The sequence below is a fragment of the Stutzerimonas nitrititolerans genome (assembly GCF_003696285.1).
Lineage (GTDB): Bacteria > Pseudomonadota > Gammaproteobacteria > Pseudomonadales > Pseudomonadaceae > Stutzerimonas > Stutzerimonas nitrititolerans.
The window spans coordinates 242,666-259,412 of the sequence record NZ_RFFL01000004.1 but is presented as its reverse complement, the minus strand read 5'-3'; the positions used below and the strand labels follow the sequence as shown (position 1 = coordinate 259,412).

Here is a 16,747-nt window from a genome sequence, read left to right as displayed (position 1 = left end):
AGTATCAACAGACCCTGGGAAGACAAATGTCCGATACAGCCGGCAAAGGCGGGTTGCTGCGTTCCAGTGCGGTGGTGAGCGTGATGACGCTCCTGTCCCGCGTGCTGGGCATGGTACGCGATATGGTGGTGGCCAGCTACTTCGGTTCCGGAGCGGCGGCGGATGCCTTCTTCATCGCCTTCAAGATTCCCAATTTTCTCCGCCGCCTGTTCGCCGAAGGTGCCTTCGCCCAGGCGTTCGTGCCTGTGTTATCGGAATATCGCGCGAAGAGAACCCAGCTGGAAGTCAAGCTGCTGGTGGACAGGACCGCCGGGATGCTCGGCCTGATCCTGACCGGTATCACCGCGCTGGGCGTTCTGGGTTCGCCCTATGTGGTGATGCTGTTCGCGCCCGGCTTCCACGACGAGCCGGCCAAGATGCAGCTGGCCGGGGAGCTGCTGCGCATCACCTTTCCCTATCTGCTGCTGATCTCGCTGACGGCCTTCACCTCAGGCGTACTCAACACGTACGGACGTTTCGCGGTGCCGGGCTTCACGCCAGTTCTGCTCAATGTCTGCATGATTCTCTCGGCGGTGTTTCTGACGCCTTATTTCGACCAGCCGATCATGGCGCTGGCCTGGGGTGTGTTCATCGCCGGCTTCGCCCAGTTGGCTTTCCAGCTGCCGTATGTCGCGAGACTGGGGCTGCTGCCGCGCCCGCGGGTCAAGTTCGGCGATGAAGGCGTGCGGCGCATCATGCTATTGATGGTCCCGGCGCTGTTCGGGGTGTCGGTCAGCCAGATCAACCTGCTGCTTGATACCGTGCTGGCGTCCTTCCTGCAAACCGGCAGCGTGTCCTGGCTGTACTACGCCGACCGGCTTTCCGAGCTGCCGCTCGGGGCGTTCGGTATCGCCATCGGCACGGTAATCCTGCCGAGCCTGTCGCGTCAGCATGCGGGGGATGACCCCAAGGCGTTTTCGTCGACGATGGACTGGGCGCTGCGGATGGTCATGCTGGTGGGCGTGCCCGCCGCACTGGCGCTGGGCATCCTGGCCGAGCCGATGATCGCCAGCCTGTTCCATTACGGGGCCATGACCGAGGAGGCAGTGGTGCAGTCGGCCAGGGCCTTGCAGGCCTACTCGCTGGGCGTGCTGGCGTTCATGCTGATCAAGGTGCTGGCGCCGGGGTTCTTCGCGCGGCAGGATCTGAAGACGCCGGTGCGCGTCGCCATTATCTGCATGGTGGCGAACATGGTGATGAACCTGATTCTGATCTGGCCGCTCAAGCACGTGGGGCTGGCGCTGGCCACCTCGCTGTCGTCGATGCTCAATGCGGTCCTGCTGTTCTGGGGGCTCTACAAGATCGGCGTGTACCGACCTGCGCCGGGATGGTGGCTGTTCGCCTTGCGCGTGGCGGGGGGCTGCGCGGCGATGGTCGCGGTGGTCTGGTGGCTCAACGTGCCTTCGCAGGAATGGTTCGTTTGGGGCTGGCAGCAACGAGCGTGGCGGTTGACGCTACTGGTGTGTGGCGGGTTAGCAGCCTTCGCCGGCGGACTGCTGCTGCTGGGCTTGCGGCCGCGCCATTTGCGCCACTGATTGCTCGCGCCCGCCTGCGGCAAACCTGTCCGGCGCGCGCGGTACGTGCGTATAATCGACGACTTTTCAAGCAAGAAGTGCGGTATGCAGCTGGTTCGAGGTCTTCACAACCTGCGGCCCCGGCATCGGGGGTGCGTCGCCACCATCGGCAACTTCGACGGAGTGCACCGGGGGCATCAGGCCATCCTGGCGCGCCTGCGCGAGCGCGCGGCCGAACTGGGGCTGCCCAGTTGCGTGGTGATCTTCGAGCCGCAACCCCGTGAGTTCTTCTCGCCGGACAAGGCTCCGGCTCGGCTTACCCGCCTGCGGGAAAAACTGCGCTTGCTGAGAGAGCAGGGCGTGGACCTGGTGCTGTGCCTCGCGTTCAATCGACGCCTGCGCGAGCTGAGTGCTGCCGAGTTCGTCCATGCGACGCTGGTAGAGGGGCTTGGCGTACGGCATCTGGAGGTCGGTGACGATTTCCGCTTCGGTTGTGACCGTGCCGGCGATTTCGATTTTCTGCTGAAGATGGGGGCCGTGGAGGGCTTCACCGTCGAGGCGGCAACCACCATCGAGATCGACGGCGAGCGGGTGAGCAGCTCCCGGCTGCGGCAGGTGCTCGCCGAGGGCCAACTGGCGCTGGCTGAGAAGCTGCTGGGCCGGCCGTTCAGCATCACCGGCCGCGTCATGCACGGGCAGAAGCTTGGCCGGCAACTGGGCGCGCCCACCGCCAATATCCAGCTCAAGCGTCGGAGTACACCGCTCAGCGGGGTATATATAGTGAGCACCGAGGTCGATGGCCAGGTTCAGGCCGGCGTCGCCAACATCGGCATGCGCCCGACGGTCGAAAGCGATGGCAAGCCGCACCTGGAGGTGCACCTGTTGGCTTATCAGGGTGACCTCTACGGTCGCCTGCTGCGCGTGACCTTTCACAGCAAGCTGCGCGACGAGCAGCGTTTCGCCTCGCTCGAGGCACTCAAGACGGCGATCGATGCCGACATCGCCGCCGCCCGCGACTACTGGCGGGCTTCACCCTTCACCACGAGTCAGGACTGAAATGACCGATTACAAAGCGACCCTCAATCTGCCGTCCACGGCATTTCCGATGAAGGCCGGTCTGCCACAGCGCGAGCCGGAGATTCTGCAGCGCTGGAACAGCATTGACCTGTACCGGAAGCTGCGGCAGATCGGCGAAGGTCGCCCGAAATTCGTCCTGCACGACGGCCCGCCGTACGCCAACGGCAACATCCACATCGGCCACGCGGTGAACAAGGTGATCAAGGACATGATCGTCCGTTCGCGAACCCTGGCCGGCTTCGATGCGCCCTATGTGCCGGGCTGGGACTGCCACGGCCTGCCCATCGAGCACAAGGTCGAGACCACCTTCGGCAAGAACCAGCCGGCGGACCTGACCCGCGAACGCTGCCGCGCTTATGCCGCCGAGCAGATCGAAGGGCAGAAGGCCGACTTCATCCGCCTCGGCGTGCTCGGCGACTGGGACAACCCCTACAAGACCATGGATTTCGCCAACGAAGCCGGCGAGATCCGCGCCCTGGCGAAGATGGTCGAGGGCGGCTTCGTCTTCAAGGGCCTGAAGCCAGTGAACTGGTGCTTCGACTGTGGTTCGGCCCTGGCCGAAGCGGAAGTCGAATACCAGGACAAGAAATCCGATGCCATCGACGTGGCCTTCGCGGTCGAAGATGCCGACAAGCTCGCGACCGCCTTCGGTGTCGCCAACCTGTCCAAGCCGACCAGCATCGTCATCTGGACCACCACGCCCTGGACCATCCCGGCCAACCAGGCGCTCAACGTCCACCCCGATTTCATCTACGCGCTGGTCGACACCGGCGATCGGCTGCTGGTGCTGGCCGAGGAGCTGGTCGAGTCCAGCCTGCAACGCTACGGCCTCGAAGGCCAGATCATCGCCCGTTGCGAAGGCAAGGCGCTGGAGCTGATCCGCTTCCGCCACCCATTTTACGAACGCTTCTCGCCGGTGTACCTGGCCGAGTACGTGGAAACTGGCGCCGGCACCGGCATCGTCCACTCCTCGCCGGCCTATGGTGAGGACGACTTCCGCACCTGCAAGCACTACGGCATGGAGAACGACGACATTCTCAGCCCGGTGCAGAGCCACGGCGTCTATGTGCCGGACCTGCCGTTCTTCGGCGGCCAGTTCATCTGGAAGGCCAACCCGGCCATCGTCGAGAAACTGCGCGAAGTCGGCGCGCTGCTCAAGCACGAAGCCATCCAGCACAGCTACATGCACTGCTGGCGGCACAAGACGCCGCTGATCTACCGCGCCACCGCGCAGTGGTTCGTCGGCATGGACAAGGTCGCCCATGACGGCAGCTCGCTGCGCCGCCGCGCGCTGGACGCCATCGAGCAGACCCAGTTCGTCCCGGCCTGGGGCCAGGCGCGCCTGCACGGCATGATCGCCGGCCGCCCGGACTGGTGCATCTCGCGCCAGCGCAACTGGGGCGTGCCGATTCCGTTCTTCCTGCACAAGGAAAGCGGCGAGCTGCATCCACGCACTGTCGAACTGATGGAAGAGGTCGCCCAGCGCGTCGAGCAGCAGGGCATCGAAGCCTGGTTCAAGCTGGATGCCGCCGAGCTGCTGGGTGACGAAGCCGCGCAGTACGAGAAGATCAACGACACCCTGGACGTCTGGTTCGATTCCGGCACCACCCACTGGCACGTGATGCGTGGCTCGCACCCTATGGGGCACGACCAAGGTCCGCGTGCCGACCTCTACCTGGAAGGCTCCGACCAGCATCGCGGCTGGTTCCACTCCTCGCTGCTGACCGGTGCGGCCATCGACGGCCACGCGCCCTATAAGGGCCTGCTGACCCACGGTTTCACCGTGGACGAGAACGGCCGCAAGATGTCCAAGTCCCTCGGCAACGTCATCGCGCCGCAGGAAATCACTGACAGCATGGGCGCCGACATCCTGCGTCTGTGGGTCTCGGCGACCGACTATTCCGGTGAGATGGCCGTCTCCAAGCAGATCCTGCAGCGCAGCGCCGACGCCTACCGGCGTATCCGCAATACCGCGCGTTTCCTGCTTTCCAACCTCGATGGCTTCGATCCGGCGCAGCACTTGGTGCCGAACGACCAGCTGATTGCCCTGGACCGCTGGGCCATCGATCGTGCCCTGCTGCTGCAGCGCGAAATCGAGGAAGCCTACGAGCAGTACCGTTTCTGGAACGTCTATTCCAAAGTACACAACTTCTGCGTGCAGGAGCTGGGCGGTTTCTACCTCGACATCATCAAGGATCGCCAGTACACCACCGGTGCCGACAGCCTGCCGCGTCGCTCCTGCCAGACCGCGCTGTACCACATCGCCGAGGCGCTGGTGCGCTGGATCGCGCCGATCCTGGCGTTCACCGCCGAGGAAATCTGGCAGTACCTGCCGGGCGAGCGCAACGAGTCGGTGATGCTCAACACCTGGTACGAGGGGCTTGCCGAGCTGCCGCAGGACGCCGCGCTGGATCGTGCTTTCTGGGACAAGGTCATGGCGGTCAAGGCTGCGGTCAACAAGGAGCTGGAAAACCAGCGTGCGGCGAAGACCATCGGCGGCAACCTGCAGGCCGAAGTCACGCTGTTTGCCGAGGAGGCGCTGGTAGCCGATCTGGCCAAGCTGGGCGATGAGCTGCGCTTCGTGCTGATCACCTCCGCGGTCGAAGTCGCACCGCTGGCCCAGGCGCCTGCCGAAGCGGTGGAAAGCGAGCTGGCCGGCCTGAAACTGCTGGTGAAGAAGACTGGGCATGCCAAGTGCGGCCGTTGCTGGCACCATCTGCCGGACGTCGGCAGCCACGCCGCACATCCGGAAATCTGCGGCCGCTGTGTGGAAAACATCGAAGGCGCGGGCGAGGTGCGTCACCATGCGTGACAGTGCGCAGAGCCATTCGATGAGCACCCGCTTCGGCAAGCTCGCCTGGCTCTGGGTCAGTGTGCTGGTGATCGCCATCGATCAGGCGACCAAGCACTGGTTCGAGGCCAATTTCAGCCTGTACCAGAAGGTGGAGGTCATTCCCGACTACTTCGCCTGGACGCTGGCCTACAACACCGGTGCCGCCTTCAGCTTCCTGGCCGACCACGACGGCTGGCAGCGCTGGTTCTTCGCTGCCATCGCCATTGCCGTCAGCGTCGTGCTGGTGATCTGGATGAAGCGCCTGAAGGCCAGCGAAACCTGGCTGGCCGTGGCGCTGGCCCTGGTGCTGGGCGGTGCGCTGGGCAATCTCTACGACCGCATGGTGCTGGGCCACGTGGTCGACTTCATCCTGGTGCATTGGCAGAACCGCTGGTATTTCCCGGCGTTCAACATCGCCGACAGCGCCATCACCGTCGGCGCCGTGATGCTGGCGCTGGACATGTTCAAGAGCGACAAAACCGGAGAATCCGCATGACTGAACAGCGCATTGGGCCGGACAAGGAAGTCACCCTGCATTTCGCGCTTAGCCTGGAAAACGGCGATGTGGTCGACAGCACCTTCGACAAGAAGCCGGCGACCTTCAAGGTCGGCGACGGCAATCTGCTGCCGGGTTTCGAGCAGCAGCTGTACGGGCTCAAGGCGGGCGACAAGCGCACCCTGCAGGTCGCACCGGAGCAGGGCTTCGGCCAGCCCAACCCACAGAACGTACAGGTTATGCCGCGTAGTCAGTTCGAAGGCATGGAGCTATCCGAAGGCCTGCTGGTGATCTTCAACGATGCCGCCAAGACCGAGCTGCCGGGTGTGGTCAAGGCCTTCAACGACCGACAGGTCACCGTGGACTTCAATCATCCGCTGGCAGGCAAGCTCCTGGCCTTCGAAGTCGAGATCATCGACGTCAAAGCGCTCTGATCGTAGGGGTGGATCACGCTTCACCGATCCACCGCAGGCCGCCATGGTTGAGGTAAGAAGCGCCTCCACCCTAACTGTCATCCAACCCGCGTGCCACGCGCATCGAGAGACACGCCATGCAAATCAAACTCGCCAACCCCCGGGGCTTCTGTGCCGGCGTCGATCGTGCCATCGAGATCGTCAACCGCGCCCTGGAAGTCTTCGGTCCGCCGATCTATGTGCGTCACGAAGTGGTGCACAACAAGTTCGTGGTGGAAGACCTGCGCGAGCGCGGCGCGATCTTCGTCGATGAGCTGGACCAGGTGCCGGATGGCTTCATCGTTATCTTCAGCGCCCACGGTGTGTCCCAGGCAGTACGGATGGAAGCGGACAAACGCGGCCTGAAGGTGTTCGACGCGACCTGTCCTCTGGTGACCAAGGTTCATCTGGAAGTCACCAAGTACAGCCGCGAAGGCCGCGAGTGCATCCTGATCGGCCATCATGGCCACCCGGAAGTCGAAGGCACCATGGGGCAGTACGACACCGCCAATGGCGGCTCGATCTACCTGGTCGAGGACGAGGATGACGTCGCCCAATTGCAGGTGCGCAATCCCGAGTCGCTGGCCTTCGTGACTCAGACCACGCTGTCCATGGACGACACCAGCCGCGTGATCGACGCCCTGCGCACGCGCTTCCCCAGCATTGGCGGTCCGCGCAAGGACGACATCTGCTACGCCACCCAGAACCGCCAGGACGCGGTCAAGCAACTGGCCGGCGAGTGCGACGTGGTGCTGGTGGTCGGCAGCCCCAACAGCTCCAACTCCAACCGCCTGCGTGAACTGGCCGAGCGCATGGACACCCCCGCCTACTTGATCGACGGCGCCGAAGACCTCAAGCGCGAGTGGTTCGCCGAAGACTCTCGCATCGGCATCACCGCCGGCGCCTCGGCCCCTGAAGTGCTGGTGCGTGGAGTGATCGATCAGTTGCGCGAGTGGGGCGCCAAAGGAATGGATGAACTGGAAGGGCGGCCGGAGAACGTGACGTTTTCGATGCCGAAGGAGTTGCGGGTTAAAGCGTTGTAATAAGAAGCCCGATCTGTGGATCGGGCTTCTTAAAGCCGGTGTTTACTCTCTAGAACTAGCGGCTACACCAGTTTACTTCCAGCAATCATTAACGGATTTTCCGCTACCACTGCGATCCTTTGTGCCCAATGCATTGAGGATGAGGTTGCCACACTTGGTATCGCCAAAGTTCTGCGTGGCGGTGAGTGTATAACCGCCATCATTGTTTTCTTGGCTGACGCCCAAGGTGTACTTGCCGGTTTCCGACGTATTGCCACTTCTCAAGCCAAGTTTGGCAATATCGGCGTTAGAGGTAATGTAGACGTTGTTCTGCGAGAAGTAACGCTCCTGCCGTGCGGATGCATCATTCAACAGGGATTGGCCTTCGGTGCGGTTGCCACGCTTGACGTATTCGTCATAGCTCGGGTAGGCAATGGCCGCCAGTATGCCGATGATGGCAACCACTATCATGAGTTCGATCAGGGTGAAACCGTTCTGGACGTGTTTCATGGATTGCTCCGCTGATACTACTGGTTTCATCTCGTTATTCCCCTTCGACTCGGCGCCAGCTCTGGCGGCCCAGACTGGCGGGGTCTGGGTAGATGTTCACGCATTCTTGGCCCGTGCAGTATTGGTACGTTCCGTCGGAGTCCTGCGAAAGAGTGCCGCCCCCTTCACCGTCCTGGCGGACGGCCGAAATGTTGGTGGTGCCGACATCTGTGGTGGGTTTGTAGTCGAATGCGTTGTGGAGCGTTCTACCACCAGTGAAGGGATTGATGGCGTAGGTCCAGTTGGTGGCACCATCGCCGCAGGGGTCATCGTTAGGGATCAGCGACTGGAAGAATACGGTGCGGCCCAGTTGCGACATATTCTCCACGACCATTTCACCATCGCTCTGACGTAGGTTCAAATACCAGCCATTCTGTGCGGGCTGGTTGTCGCTTGCCTGCCAGCTTACATTGTTGTTGCTAAGGACCAAGCCTTGGCGGCTCGAGCCGTCGGCCTCGACGGTAGTCTGGGTCACGATTTCTTGTTCTTGCAAGCTGCTGCGGCTGATATTGGGATTGCTGGCCTCCTCGCCCAAGGTTTGCTTGTCCCAGATGCCATAGACGGTTTGTGCGATGCTCTTGTCGCCTTCCTTGTCGCCAGTTTCGAAGAACTTTCCTGTACCGAAAACGACTAGATAACCGAATCCGCTTGGGTGAAGTACGAGGCTGGGCGCGGAGGTGATGGGCTGGCGAGTGCTGCCGTTGTCTGCCACCGCACTGAACAGCGGCTGACCGCCATAGGCCACCTCGAAATCCGAGACGACGTTTTCGCTATCGTCTTCGGTGGTGAAGGGCGCGCTGTCGCTACGGCCGTTACGCAGCAAGTCGAAACGCCAGACGTTGCCTTGCAGATCTCCCGCGTAGGCATAGTCCGCTACGCCGTCGGCATTGTAGTCGGCAAGCTTGGGTGTCGACAGGCCATTGGGGATACCATCCACACCTTCCACTTCCAGGTTCTTGAGCAGCGTGCCTTCCATCGCATCGACAATGTAAAGCGCGGCCTTGCCATTGGTATTGTTGGTGCTTTCGTAGCCATTCCCGAACACTACGGTCCATGTTCCGGTATGCAGGCGGGCAATGGTCGGCTGAGAGAAGCTGTAACCCATCTTCACCTCAGCATCATCGGGTAGTTTGCTGTCATCGAACTCCCAGAGCAATTCCTCTTCGCCAGGGTGGGTGATATCCAAGGCGAATATCGACTTGCCGCCTGCTTTCAGGGTGCCGACCAGAATAGTGCGCCATTCTTCACCGTCGTATACATCGGCCACGACGGGGCTGCCATCGACATAGAACTCATGACTGTAATTCGCGCCGGTCAGCTTGTTCAGCTTGGGGAACACCGCAGTTGGAATGAAAGCGAACTCCTCGACCCCGGTTTGAGCGTTGAAGCCATGCAGCATGCCATCGTTGCCCCCAACATAGAGGCGCGGGGTGCGTCCGGCAACTTCCTCTGCAAAGGTCGTATAGGCAGCGTTGCCTTCGAGCCTGTTGGTGAAATTGATCAGATAGCGCGGCCCGGACACTACGGCCGGGCTAGAACCGTAGAAGTCACCTAGCACGCCGCTGCGCTGGCGGAAGATACTGCCTTCACCGCTGCGATCGCCTTGAAGATATTCCAGACGCTGTTTGCCTAAGTTGTCGACTACGTTTGCATTTTCAGGATCGCGGCTGAGCAAGTTCGCCAGAGTGCCGGTAGTGTCAGCGGAGCCGGCATTGTCCCAGTTGAATTCCATCAGCCCGCTATTGCCATTACCGGCAATCATGATCTTGCGGTTTTGCCAGCCTGGCATCTTGTCTTTGGCACTCCATATTTCGGTAGTTTCAAACGCGTTGCTTTGAGAGTTCCAGGCTTTCTCGAAGCGTTTGACATCGCCTGACCAATTATCGTCGCTGGCATAGGAGGTCTGGTAGGAAACGGTCTTGACCGTACCGTTGTCGTTCTCGTCAGTGCTGATCTGACCGGAGTTGATAGCGGGGCGAGCTGCGGTGGACTTGCGGTCGGCAATACGCGAAAGAATATCGTCGAATGCTTGGACCATGGTTTCCGGACTGTCGACGCTGAAGAATTCGCCGCGAGAGTTTATTGCAGCATGCCACAGGTCATAGACATTATTATTGCCGCTAGAAGCGCTAGCCGGTGGCCAGTTTGCATTGCCGGCCAATAGCGCATCGTAGCCGGCACCCTTGTGGGTCCCGCCCTCCCAAAGGATATCCGGGCGATCCATGGCTTCGGTTAAACCCAGGCCCATCATGAAATTTGTCATATGCTGCCAAGTGGCAGGGTCATTGCGCGGATCCCAATAATCGGTGGAGGTGTCGCCGCTCTTGAAGGGAATGTAGGCTGGCAACTCATTATCTAAGTCTGGATTCAGGTCTGTTGCCCAATAATGCATGGCAAGGTCAGCCAATGTATTGTTCTGGCTGTCATAATAAGGGGCTCTTTGACCATAGGCGCGCCCATCTGGCAGGGTGAAATTGGCGGCATCGTGGCGGAAACTGCTGGGTGCGCTGACCGATTCGTTCCACAGGCCGTCGGTCATCATGATGTGGTAGCTGGCACGACAAGCGTAGGTATTTTGCGTCGTGTTGCCAGTACCGTTGGGGTTCTTCTGCCAAGGCGTGGAGGTCTTGAAGAATTCGCCTGCCCGCTTCATGGCCGCCGGCAAGTACGTGCTCTGGTTGAAGTTGATATTTTGCAGCCAAGTATAAAGTTGTCCTTTGTGCTCAGGAGAGTAGGCCTTGAAGGCATTGTTCCGACAGTTGCTGTCATTTCCATTGAAGCTGGTGCAGCGCCCCAGCCCCTGCCAACTGATCCGTACGGCGGGAGAGAGGTCATAGAAGGCCAGGGCGGCCGCGGAAATGGTGGCAAGGCCACGGTTGCGATAGAAGGAATACCAGTTGGCGAAGTTCTGCTGCTCGTCATTTTCAACGAATTTGAGCCTATAACAACTTTCGTTGTCGGGCGTACAGTTTGCAGAATTGGTTGCGTCGTAAATGTAATAGTACCCCGGTACACCTTTGCGTGCCCAGCTACCCGTATAGCGACCGGTACTATTGTTGTACGAACAATCTCCGCTAGCCCAGCCATCGGCACTGGCAGTACAGCCTGAGCCAGAGTTATTACGGCGGATAGTTATGACTTTCCCTGAGTCGGTATCGCAGGTTTTTTCCTGTCGATTATTCAAGTTGGTGACGTAGCAAGAAAAATCGCTGGAAGGGTTCTCAGCTAGCCGATTGCTGGTACTGCTGTAACCATAACTGGTAGGTAAGCCTTCTTCCAGTACATAGGTCCATGACACCTTATAGTCGTCTGAGAGGTTCAAGTTGCCGCGAGAGATGTTATAACCGTTGACCAGTGCTGAGGTGAAACTGGTGGAAAGCTGATTCTCGTTACCTGAAGCGTCGAAGACGATTGGCGCTTGGTAACTTGCCTCAGGGTTGTAGTAGAGGGGGTTGAAAGTGCTCGATTTGGCGCGACGAGTGGTGGAATAGCCGTTTTTATTATCTGGAGCGAAGGCCCAACGCATACTGCCTGAGTCATCGAGGGTCAGCAGCATGTTCGGGGGGACGCCAACGGTCAGGCTCAACGGGCTTTGAGATACCGTCGCAAAGGCGTTGGCAGAGCTGAGCAGGATTACGCCGAAGGCTGCATACGAGAGCGTCTTGGCATGAGAGTGGAGGCGGAAACGAAGCATGATGTCGGCTCTCAATTGTTAAGGCCAAGGTAGATGTTGGCGTGCGTCGACTGTAGATACATGGAGTCGCCGGTCTTGCCATTGTTGAGGTAGAAGAAGGTGCCACTTCCCTCGCCGCGACCGCCGTATTCGGCATTGACGGCAGCGTTGCTGGCTTCGTCCGCCAGAATGCTGTGGTAGTACGCATCGCCTTCGGTTTCGGCTTCGGGGTCGGTGCCGCGATAAGGCATCCAGATACTGGAAGATACCTCGAGAAAGTTGCCGCTTATCAGTTCGGGTTGCTCGACGAAGGCAAGCAAGCTATCGGTCTTGATTTCGAGCAGACAGGGCTTATTGAGACCGTTTGGATTCAATGTGTTTGATGTGGAACAGTTTTGAGCATTGGCTTCCAGTTTGTCGGCCAGGTTTCCCGGACCATAGAAGCGGAATTCGGCTTCGCGAAGAGCTGCGTCGGCAACATTCTGGAATTTCATGTCGTGAGCGCGGTTTGCGGTGATACGCGATTCGAGAGTGACACCGCGCATGCTGCTGACTGCTAGCACGGTCAGCACCAACAGCATCACGAGGGAAACGAGTAATACCGCGCCGCCTTGGGATCTGTGAAAGATGGGGGTCATGGCATGAGGTTCCTGATGGTCTGTGTGCTACCCACAACCTGGTAGATGCGCTTGTTGTCTGCCTCCTGCAGCTTGGTCTGGGCGTCTGCAGATGCCTTGGCTAACCAGTCGGCGAGGACCTTCGAGTCATCACCTTCACGCTGGCCTGCACGACTGGTGAGCAGCAAGGCATAGCGCACGCTGCGGATCGCGCCGCTGGCTGGGGACCAGTCCGCTTGCGGGATGAAGGTGGTGACTTCCTTCTCGAGCAGGTCAGTGTTACCCACGCCGAAATCCAGACGAAGATCGGCAATGCCACGAAGCAATTCGCCATACTGGGGGCTAGCTGCATTCAGGCTTTTGCATAGCAGGCGGCCCTCCTGTAGCTGGCTGTCAGTGCTGGGTTCGTATTTAAACGCCAGCACGGTCAGGTCACTTTCGTCAGGGGGGGCTGAAGGAAATGCTTCGTCATATACGACAGTGCTTGCTGCGCCCTGGCAATCCAACTCTCCGCTGACCCGAGGCTGGTAGCGGATGCAGAAGCCGATACCTTCGTTGGGATCGAGTCCGGTAATGGCGTGTCCGGCGTTAAAGGCAAGACATTCGTCCGCGGCAGGACGGCTGGGGAAGACAGTGTCCAGCAGTGTCGATGGCTTGCGACGATAGCCAGCCTTGCTCAAGTAGTCGCTGATTATCAGCGCGGCAAAGCGGCTATTCTCTAGATTGCCCGCCTGATTCTGCTGAAAGACATAGTTGCGCTTGTTGTCGAGGTAAACCTGAGTAATACCGAGAATCAGGAAGCTGCTGATCGCGAGTGCTATCAGCAGTTCGATCATCGACAGACCGAATTGGCGTTTAATGCTGTTCATGGTTCTACCCGCACGGTGTAAGTGCAAATGGTGTTATCGGGATCGCTGGCATCAAGGCAAGCTCCCTCGCGAACTTGCCACGCCATGCGAACCTCGATCATCGAGCCCTTGTTATCGCAAATGTCAGGAGCTGAACTGCGACAAATGTAAACGTGGTCCTTGAACAGCTCTGTACCGCCCGGAAGCAGTGCCTCGACCCTGTCAGCCCAGCAGTCGCGCAGTTCCTGAGGGGTCTTGGCGATACGAGTCGGACTGGCCACGCAGGCAGCGCGGTTATTGAAGTCTTCACCTGCTTCCTTGTAGAGCAGGGAGGTATCTTTCATGCCGCTGTTCATAGGGAATTGCGGTGGCGCCATATTGAAGAGTTCTTTCGGATTGGCCCGGATGATTTCGATCAGGTCGCCAGCTAGTACGATGGCGGTGTTGCGTTGCACGGAATCCTGGGTGTACTGGATGCTGCGTCCCTGCAAGGCCACCATGCCGAGCACGCCGATGGTGGTCAGCAGCAATGCCACGAGTACTTCGATCAGGCTGAAGCCTTTGTTGGTCGTCATCGCATACCTCATAAGCTGCAGCTGCCCAAGGCGGTGCCGGTGGAGTCTTGCTTGCCGCGTGAATGGAGGAGTGTGCCGCCACTGGGCTGCACTTCGAGCAGGTAGCCGGTGCTAGGGTCGGCATCATGGCAAATGGTGAAGCTCGCAGCCGTAGCGGTGCCGTTGGAGCGATAGAGCAGTCTGTCGTCGCTCAGTGTGGTGTTGAGGATTTCAATCTGCCCTAGGGGACGCTCCAAAATGCGTTCGATCTCTCCATCTGTGCAGTTGTTGCCATTGCTGGTGTCGAATTTGCGGATGATCCAAGGATCGTCGTTATCGCAAATCTTCACTTCATAGGTCGCACGATTGATTGCCGCTTGCCCACGTGCGTACTGCAGAAAGGCTGCCAGTTCCTCAGCTTTGCTTTGCACCTGGTTGTTACGGATCAAAGAGTTGAAGCTCGGGATGGCGATACCCGCGAGTATTCCCAGAAGTGCGAGGATGATCATCAGCTCGACCAATGTGAATCCGTGCATGTCGGTTCGGCGTGACATGGTGTGCTCCATGGAAGTCGTGAGCGGATGATGCAAATGCGCCATTGCCATGTCTTGAGATAGAGGATGGTTGGCGTTTTTGCGTGGACGGACGGTTCGATTATCCGTGTTGTGCGGAACTGGGGGTGTGAACCGTGCCAAGATTCGCCGCCGCTAGGTCGCAGATTAAGAGCTGCACTGGTCGGCGCTGCTGTTCTCTGCCGGTGTGCCTTGTCGCAGGCGTCCTTGGCGGTTGAGGATCAACTGCCAGACCACTTGTTGTTTGTGGCACTGGTAGAAGCGTCCATTGCCGGTAGGGCTGGAGCCGTTGTCGCGAAAGCGGATGCTCTGTTGAAAACCGCTCCAGCGCAGCTCGTCATGGGTAGGAAGTTGGGTGAGTTGCAGCAACTGATTGTCTGATGTGCGCACCAGCCAGCCGCTAGCCCAGTCGTTAGAGCAGGTTTGCCCATCAGCGCTGCCGCATATCTCGACTGTGCGACGTTTTAAGATCGCATCGGCACGAGCATTAACAAGTATCGCCTCTACCTGTTCCATAAGCGCCTGCTGGCGATTGCGAGTGACCAGCCCGTCGAAGGCCGGCACGGCGATATTCGCGACGATGGCTAACAACGCAAGCGTGATCAGCAATTCAACAAGCGTAAAGCCTTGATCCTTGTTCGGCATGGTGCGGTTCCTTTGCACTTATCATGTGTCGCCATCCTGGCGAATGAGCCTTTCGTTCTGCTGCGGTGGCTGTTGGGTCTGCAATGAACGAAAGACTGGTTGTAGAGCAACGAATCGACAAGTCAATACTGAATGCATGGATATGTGATCCAGCTGGCGGGGGGAATGTGGCGAGAGAGATGACGGTAGTGGTGGGCGGCGGAGTCATAGGCCTGCTTTCGACTTACTTGCTGGCGAGTGCGGGGCAGGAGGTGGTTCTGCTCGAAGCAGGTGAGGCGGGACGCGAGGCTTCCTGGGCCGGAGGCGGTATCGTTTCACCGCTGTACCCGTGGCGTTACAGCCCGGCGGTCACGGCGCTGGCGCACTGGTCGCAAGACTATTATCCGCAGCTGGGACAGACCCTGCTCCGGCAGACCGGCATCGATCCCGAGGTGTACGCAACGGGCCTCTACTGGCTGGATCTGCAGGACGAAGACGAGGCGCTTGCCTGGGCCGAGCGCCAGGGGCGGGCGTTGTATCCGGTGCCGCTGGAGCAGGTTCGTGCGGCTGTTCCTGCGCTGGGCGATGGTTTTTCGCGGGCGGTGTTCATGCCGGGCGTCGCCAATGTGCGTAATCCCCGTCTGCTGGCGGCGTTGCGCGAGGCGCTGCAGCGAATGCCGAACGTTCGTGTGGTGGAGCACAGCCCGGTGGGGGCACTGATTCAGGAAGGTCGCCGCGTCGTCGGTGTGCGAACCGCCGAGGGTGAATGGCGCGGCGAACAGGTCGTCATGGCGGCCGGTGCCTGGAGCGCCGCATTGTTGGCCCCACTGGGGCTCGAGCTACCGGTCAAGCCGATGAAAGGGCAGATGATCCTCTACAAGTGTGCCGAGGACTTTCTGCCGAGCATGGTGCTGGCCAAGCGGCGCTATGCGATTCCACGGCGCGATGGGCATATCCTGGTCGGAAGTACGCTCGAAGACGTCGGCTTCGACAAGGCGCCCACCGAAGATGCGCTGGAAAGTCTCAAGGCGACCGCGGTCGAGCTGCTTCCGGCATTGGCCAATTCCGAGGTGGTCAAGCACTGGGCGGGCTTGCGGCCCGGCTCGCCGGATGGTGTTCCTTATATAGGTGCCGTGTCCGGTTTCGACGGGCTGTGGCTCAACTGCGGGCATTTCCGCAATGGTCTGGTGCTGGCGCCGGCGTCCTGCCAGTTGCTCGCGGATCTGATGCTGGGACGCAAGCCGTCGATCGATCCGGCGCCTTATGCGCCTGGGCAGCGCCTTGGCCACTGATGGCAGCTAACCCTCTTCCCGGCGTTCTCCCGTGAGGGAAGGAGGACGATGGCGCGCCGTCCGGGCTTTGCTGCTAAATTAACGCCCTTTCACGGCCCTGCTCCGACGGGGCCGGTTCGTTCTTCGTGAGGTTTGCGTGGCCAAGAAAACCACTTCATTCGCTGGTCTTGGCGGGCTGGTGTTCTCTACCGATGCGGGACGGCATTGTCCTGATTGCAGCCAGCCGGTCGATGCCTGTATCTGCAAGCAGTCGAAGCTCCCGGAAGGTGACGGCATCGCCCGGGTTCGCCGGGAAAGCAAGGGACGCGGCGGCAAGACGGTGACCACCATTACCGGCGTGCCGCTGGCCGAGGATGAACTGAAGGCGCTGGCCAGTGCTCTGAAACGCCGTTGCGGCACGGGCGGAGCGCTCAAGGACGGGGTCATCGAGATTCAGGGCGAGCACGTTCAACTGTTGCTCGACGAGCTGGCCAAGCGCGGTTTCAAGGCGCTTAAGTCCGGTGGCTGATTGCCGACTCGTTCGGCCTTGCGCTTATTTCTTCATGCATCGGCTGTCCAACCGGGACAGTCTTTCCCGTCGGCTTT

The 16,747-nt window shown here is 60.0% G+C and carries 15 protein-coding genes; 8 read left to right on the top strand and 7 right to left on the bottom strand.

The features are described from left to right. Positions 1 to 26 precede the first annotated feature (26 nt). From murJ to ispH, 6 genes are all read left to right on the top strand, one after another. Positions 27 to 1,574, top strand: coding sequence for a murein biosynthesis integral membrane protein MurJ (gene murJ, locus EA795_RS06820; RefSeq protein ID WP_122076300.1), 1,548 nt, complete (start codon positions 27 to 29; stop codon positions 1,572 to 1,574). Positions 1,575 to 1,658: 84 nt separating this feature from the next. Beyond that, positions 1,659 to 2,609 (top strand): bifunctional riboflavin kinase/FAD synthetase, encoded by a 951-nt coding sequence (gene ribF, locus EA795_RS06815; RefSeq protein ID WP_122076298.1) that lies wholly within the window; start codon positions 1,659 to 1,661, stop codon positions 2,607 to 2,609. A gap of 1 nt (position 2,610) precedes the next feature. Then, positions 2,611 to 5,442, top strand: a complete 2,832-nt coding sequence (ileS, locus tag EA795_RS06810) for an isoleucine--tRNA ligase (protein ID WP_122076296.1) — start codon at positions 2,611 to 2,613, stop codon at positions 5,440 to 5,442. A gap of 19 nt (positions 5,443 to 5,461) precedes the next feature. Further along, complete coding sequence (lspA, locus tag EA795_RS06805) at positions 5,462 to 5,959, top strand: signal peptidase II (RefSeq protein WP_043942858.1); 498 nt, start codon at positions 5,462 to 5,464, stop codon at positions 5,957 to 5,959. Beyond that, entirely contained in the window at positions 5,956 to 6,393 is a 438-nt protein-coding gene (locus EA795_RS06800) for an FKBP-type peptidyl-prolyl cis-trans isomerase (RefSeq protein WP_014854141.1), read from the top strand. Before lspA ends, EA795_RS06800 begins: the two co-directional genes overlap by 4 nt. A 116-nt stretch (positions 6,394 to 6,509) precedes the next feature. Beyond that, positions 6,510 to 7,454: a 4-hydroxy-3-methylbut-2-enyl diphosphate reductase gene (ispH, locus tag EA795_RS06795; RefSeq protein ID WP_014854140.1), complete on the top strand. Its 945-nt coding sequence runs from the start codon at positions 6,510 to 6,512 to the stop codon at positions 7,452 to 7,454. 72 nt (positions 7,455 to 7,526) lie between these two features. Here ispH and EA795_RS06790 read toward each other — a convergent pair whose 3' ends face one another. From EA795_RS06790 to EA795_RS06760, 7 genes are all read right to left on the bottom strand, one after another. Then, entirely contained in the window at positions 7,527 to 7,943 is a 417-nt protein-coding gene (locus tag EA795_RS06790; RefSeq protein WP_014854139.1) for a type IV pilin protein, read from the bottom strand. Positions 7,944 to 7,977: 34 nt separating this feature from the next. Next, complete coding sequence (locus tag EA795_RS06785; RefSeq protein WP_205891477.1) at positions 7,978 to 11,676, bottom strand: pilus assembly protein; 3,699 nt, start codon at positions 11,674 to 11,676, stop codon at positions 7,978 to 7,980. An 11-nt stretch (positions 11,677 to 11,687) separates the two neighbouring features. Then, positions 11,688 to 12,293 (bottom strand): PilX N-terminal domain-containing pilus assembly protein, encoded by a 606-nt coding sequence (locus EA795_RS06780; RefSeq protein ID WP_014854137.1) that lies wholly within the window; start codon positions 12,291 to 12,293, stop codon positions 11,688 to 11,690. Next, entirely contained in the window at positions 12,290 to 13,141 is an 852-nt protein-coding gene (locus tag EA795_RS06775) for a PilW family protein (protein WP_014854136.1), read from the bottom strand. The genes EA795_RS06780 and EA795_RS06775 overlap by 4 nt, the downstream gene beginning before the upstream one ends. Then, the gene (pilV, locus tag EA795_RS06770) at positions 13,138 to 13,695 is read right to left on the bottom strand and encodes a type IV pilus modification protein PilV (RefSeq protein WP_014854135.1); all 558 of its coding nucleotides are present in this window, start codon (positions 13,693 to 13,695) and stop codon (positions 13,138 to 13,140) included. Before pilV ends, EA795_RS06775 begins: the two co-directional genes overlap by 4 nt. A gap of 8 nt (positions 13,696 to 13,703) precedes the next feature. Continuing rightward, on the bottom strand, positions 13,704 to 14,228 hold the full coding sequence (locus EA795_RS06765; RefSeq protein WP_043942668.1) for a GspH/FimT family pseudopilin: 525 nt from the start codon (positions 14,226 to 14,228) through the stop codon (positions 13,704 to 13,706). 165 nt (positions 14,229 to 14,393) lie between these two features. Further along, positions 14,394 to 14,891, bottom strand: coding sequence for a GspH/FimT family pseudopilin (locus EA795_RS06760; RefSeq protein ID WP_122076294.1), 498 nt, complete (start codon positions 14,889 to 14,891; stop codon positions 14,394 to 14,396). 179 nt (positions 14,892 to 15,070) lie between these two features. On the opposite strand from EA795_RS06760, the gene thiO reads away from it, so the two are divergent. Then, the gene (gene thiO, locus EA795_RS06755; protein WP_122076292.1) at positions 15,071 to 16,162 is read left to right on the top strand and encodes a glycine oxidase ThiO; all 1,092 of its coding nucleotides are present in this window, start codon (positions 15,071 to 15,073) and stop codon (positions 16,160 to 16,162) included. Positions 16,163 to 16,298: 136 nt separating this feature from the next. Continuing rightward, on the top strand, positions 16,299 to 16,670 hold the full coding sequence (locus tag EA795_RS06750) for a translation initiation factor Sui1 (protein ID WP_042919411.1): 372 nt from the start codon (positions 16,299 to 16,301) through the stop codon (positions 16,668 to 16,670). The last annotated feature ends 77 nt before the right edge of the window (positions 16,671 to 16,747 follow it).

What these genes read in the sequence shown, in the direction of transcription:
- thiO (WP_122076292.1), top strand. Translation starts at nt 15,071, where the DNA reads ATGACGGTAGTGGTGGGCGGCGGAGTCATAGGCCTGCTTTCGACTTAC.
- EA795_RS06775 (WP_014854136.1), bottom strand. Translation starts at nt 13,141, where the DNA reads ATGAACAGCATTAAACGCCAATTCGGTCTGTCGATGATCGAACTGCTG.
- EA795_RS06780 (WP_014854137.1), bottom strand. Translation starts at nt 12,293, where the DNA reads ATGACCCCCATCTTTCACAGATCCCAAGGCGGCGCGGTATTACTCGTT.
- murJ (WP_122076300.1), top strand. Translation starts at nt 27, where the DNA reads ATGTCCGATACAGCCGGCAAAGGCGGGTTGCTGCGTTCCAGTGCGGTG.
- ispH (WP_014854140.1), top strand. Translation starts at nt 6,510, where the DNA reads ATGCAAATCAAACTCGCCAACCCCCGGGGCTTCTGTGCCGGCGTCGAT.
- EA795_RS06785 (WP_205891477.1), bottom strand. Translation starts at nt 11,676, where the DNA reads ATGCTTCGTTTCCGCCTCCACTCTCATGCCAAGACGCTCTCGTATGCA.
- ileS (WP_122076296.1), top strand. Translation starts at nt 2,611, where the DNA reads ATGACCGATTACAAAGCGACCCTCAATCTGCCGTCCACGGCATTTCCG.
- ribF (WP_122076298.1), top strand. Translation starts at nt 1,659, where the DNA reads ATGCAGCTGGTTCGAGGTCTTCACAACCTGCGGCCCCGGCATCGGGGG.
- EA795_RS06765 (WP_043942668.1), bottom strand. Translation starts at nt 14,228, where the DNA reads ATGTCACGCCGAACCGACATGCACGGATTCACATTGGTCGAGCTGATG.
- EA795_RS06760 (WP_122076294.1), bottom strand. Translation starts at nt 14,891, where the DNA reads ATGCCGAACAAGGATCAAGGCTTTACGCTTGTTGAATTGCTGATCACG.
- pilV (WP_014854135.1), bottom strand. Translation starts at nt 13,695, where the DNA reads ATGACGACCAACAAAGGCTTCAGCCTGATCGAAGTACTCGTGGCATTG.
- EA795_RS06790 (WP_014854139.1), bottom strand. Translation starts at nt 7,943, where the DNA reads ATGAAACACGTCCAGAACGGTTTCACCCTGATCGAACTCATGATAGTG.
- lspA (WP_043942858.1), top strand. Translation starts at nt 5,462, where the DNA reads ATGAGCACCCGCTTCGGCAAGCTCGCCTGGCTCTGGGTCAGTGTGCTG.
- EA795_RS06800 (WP_014854141.1), top strand. Translation starts at nt 5,956, where the DNA reads ATGACTGAACAGCGCATTGGGCCGGACAAGGAAGTCACCCTGCATTTC.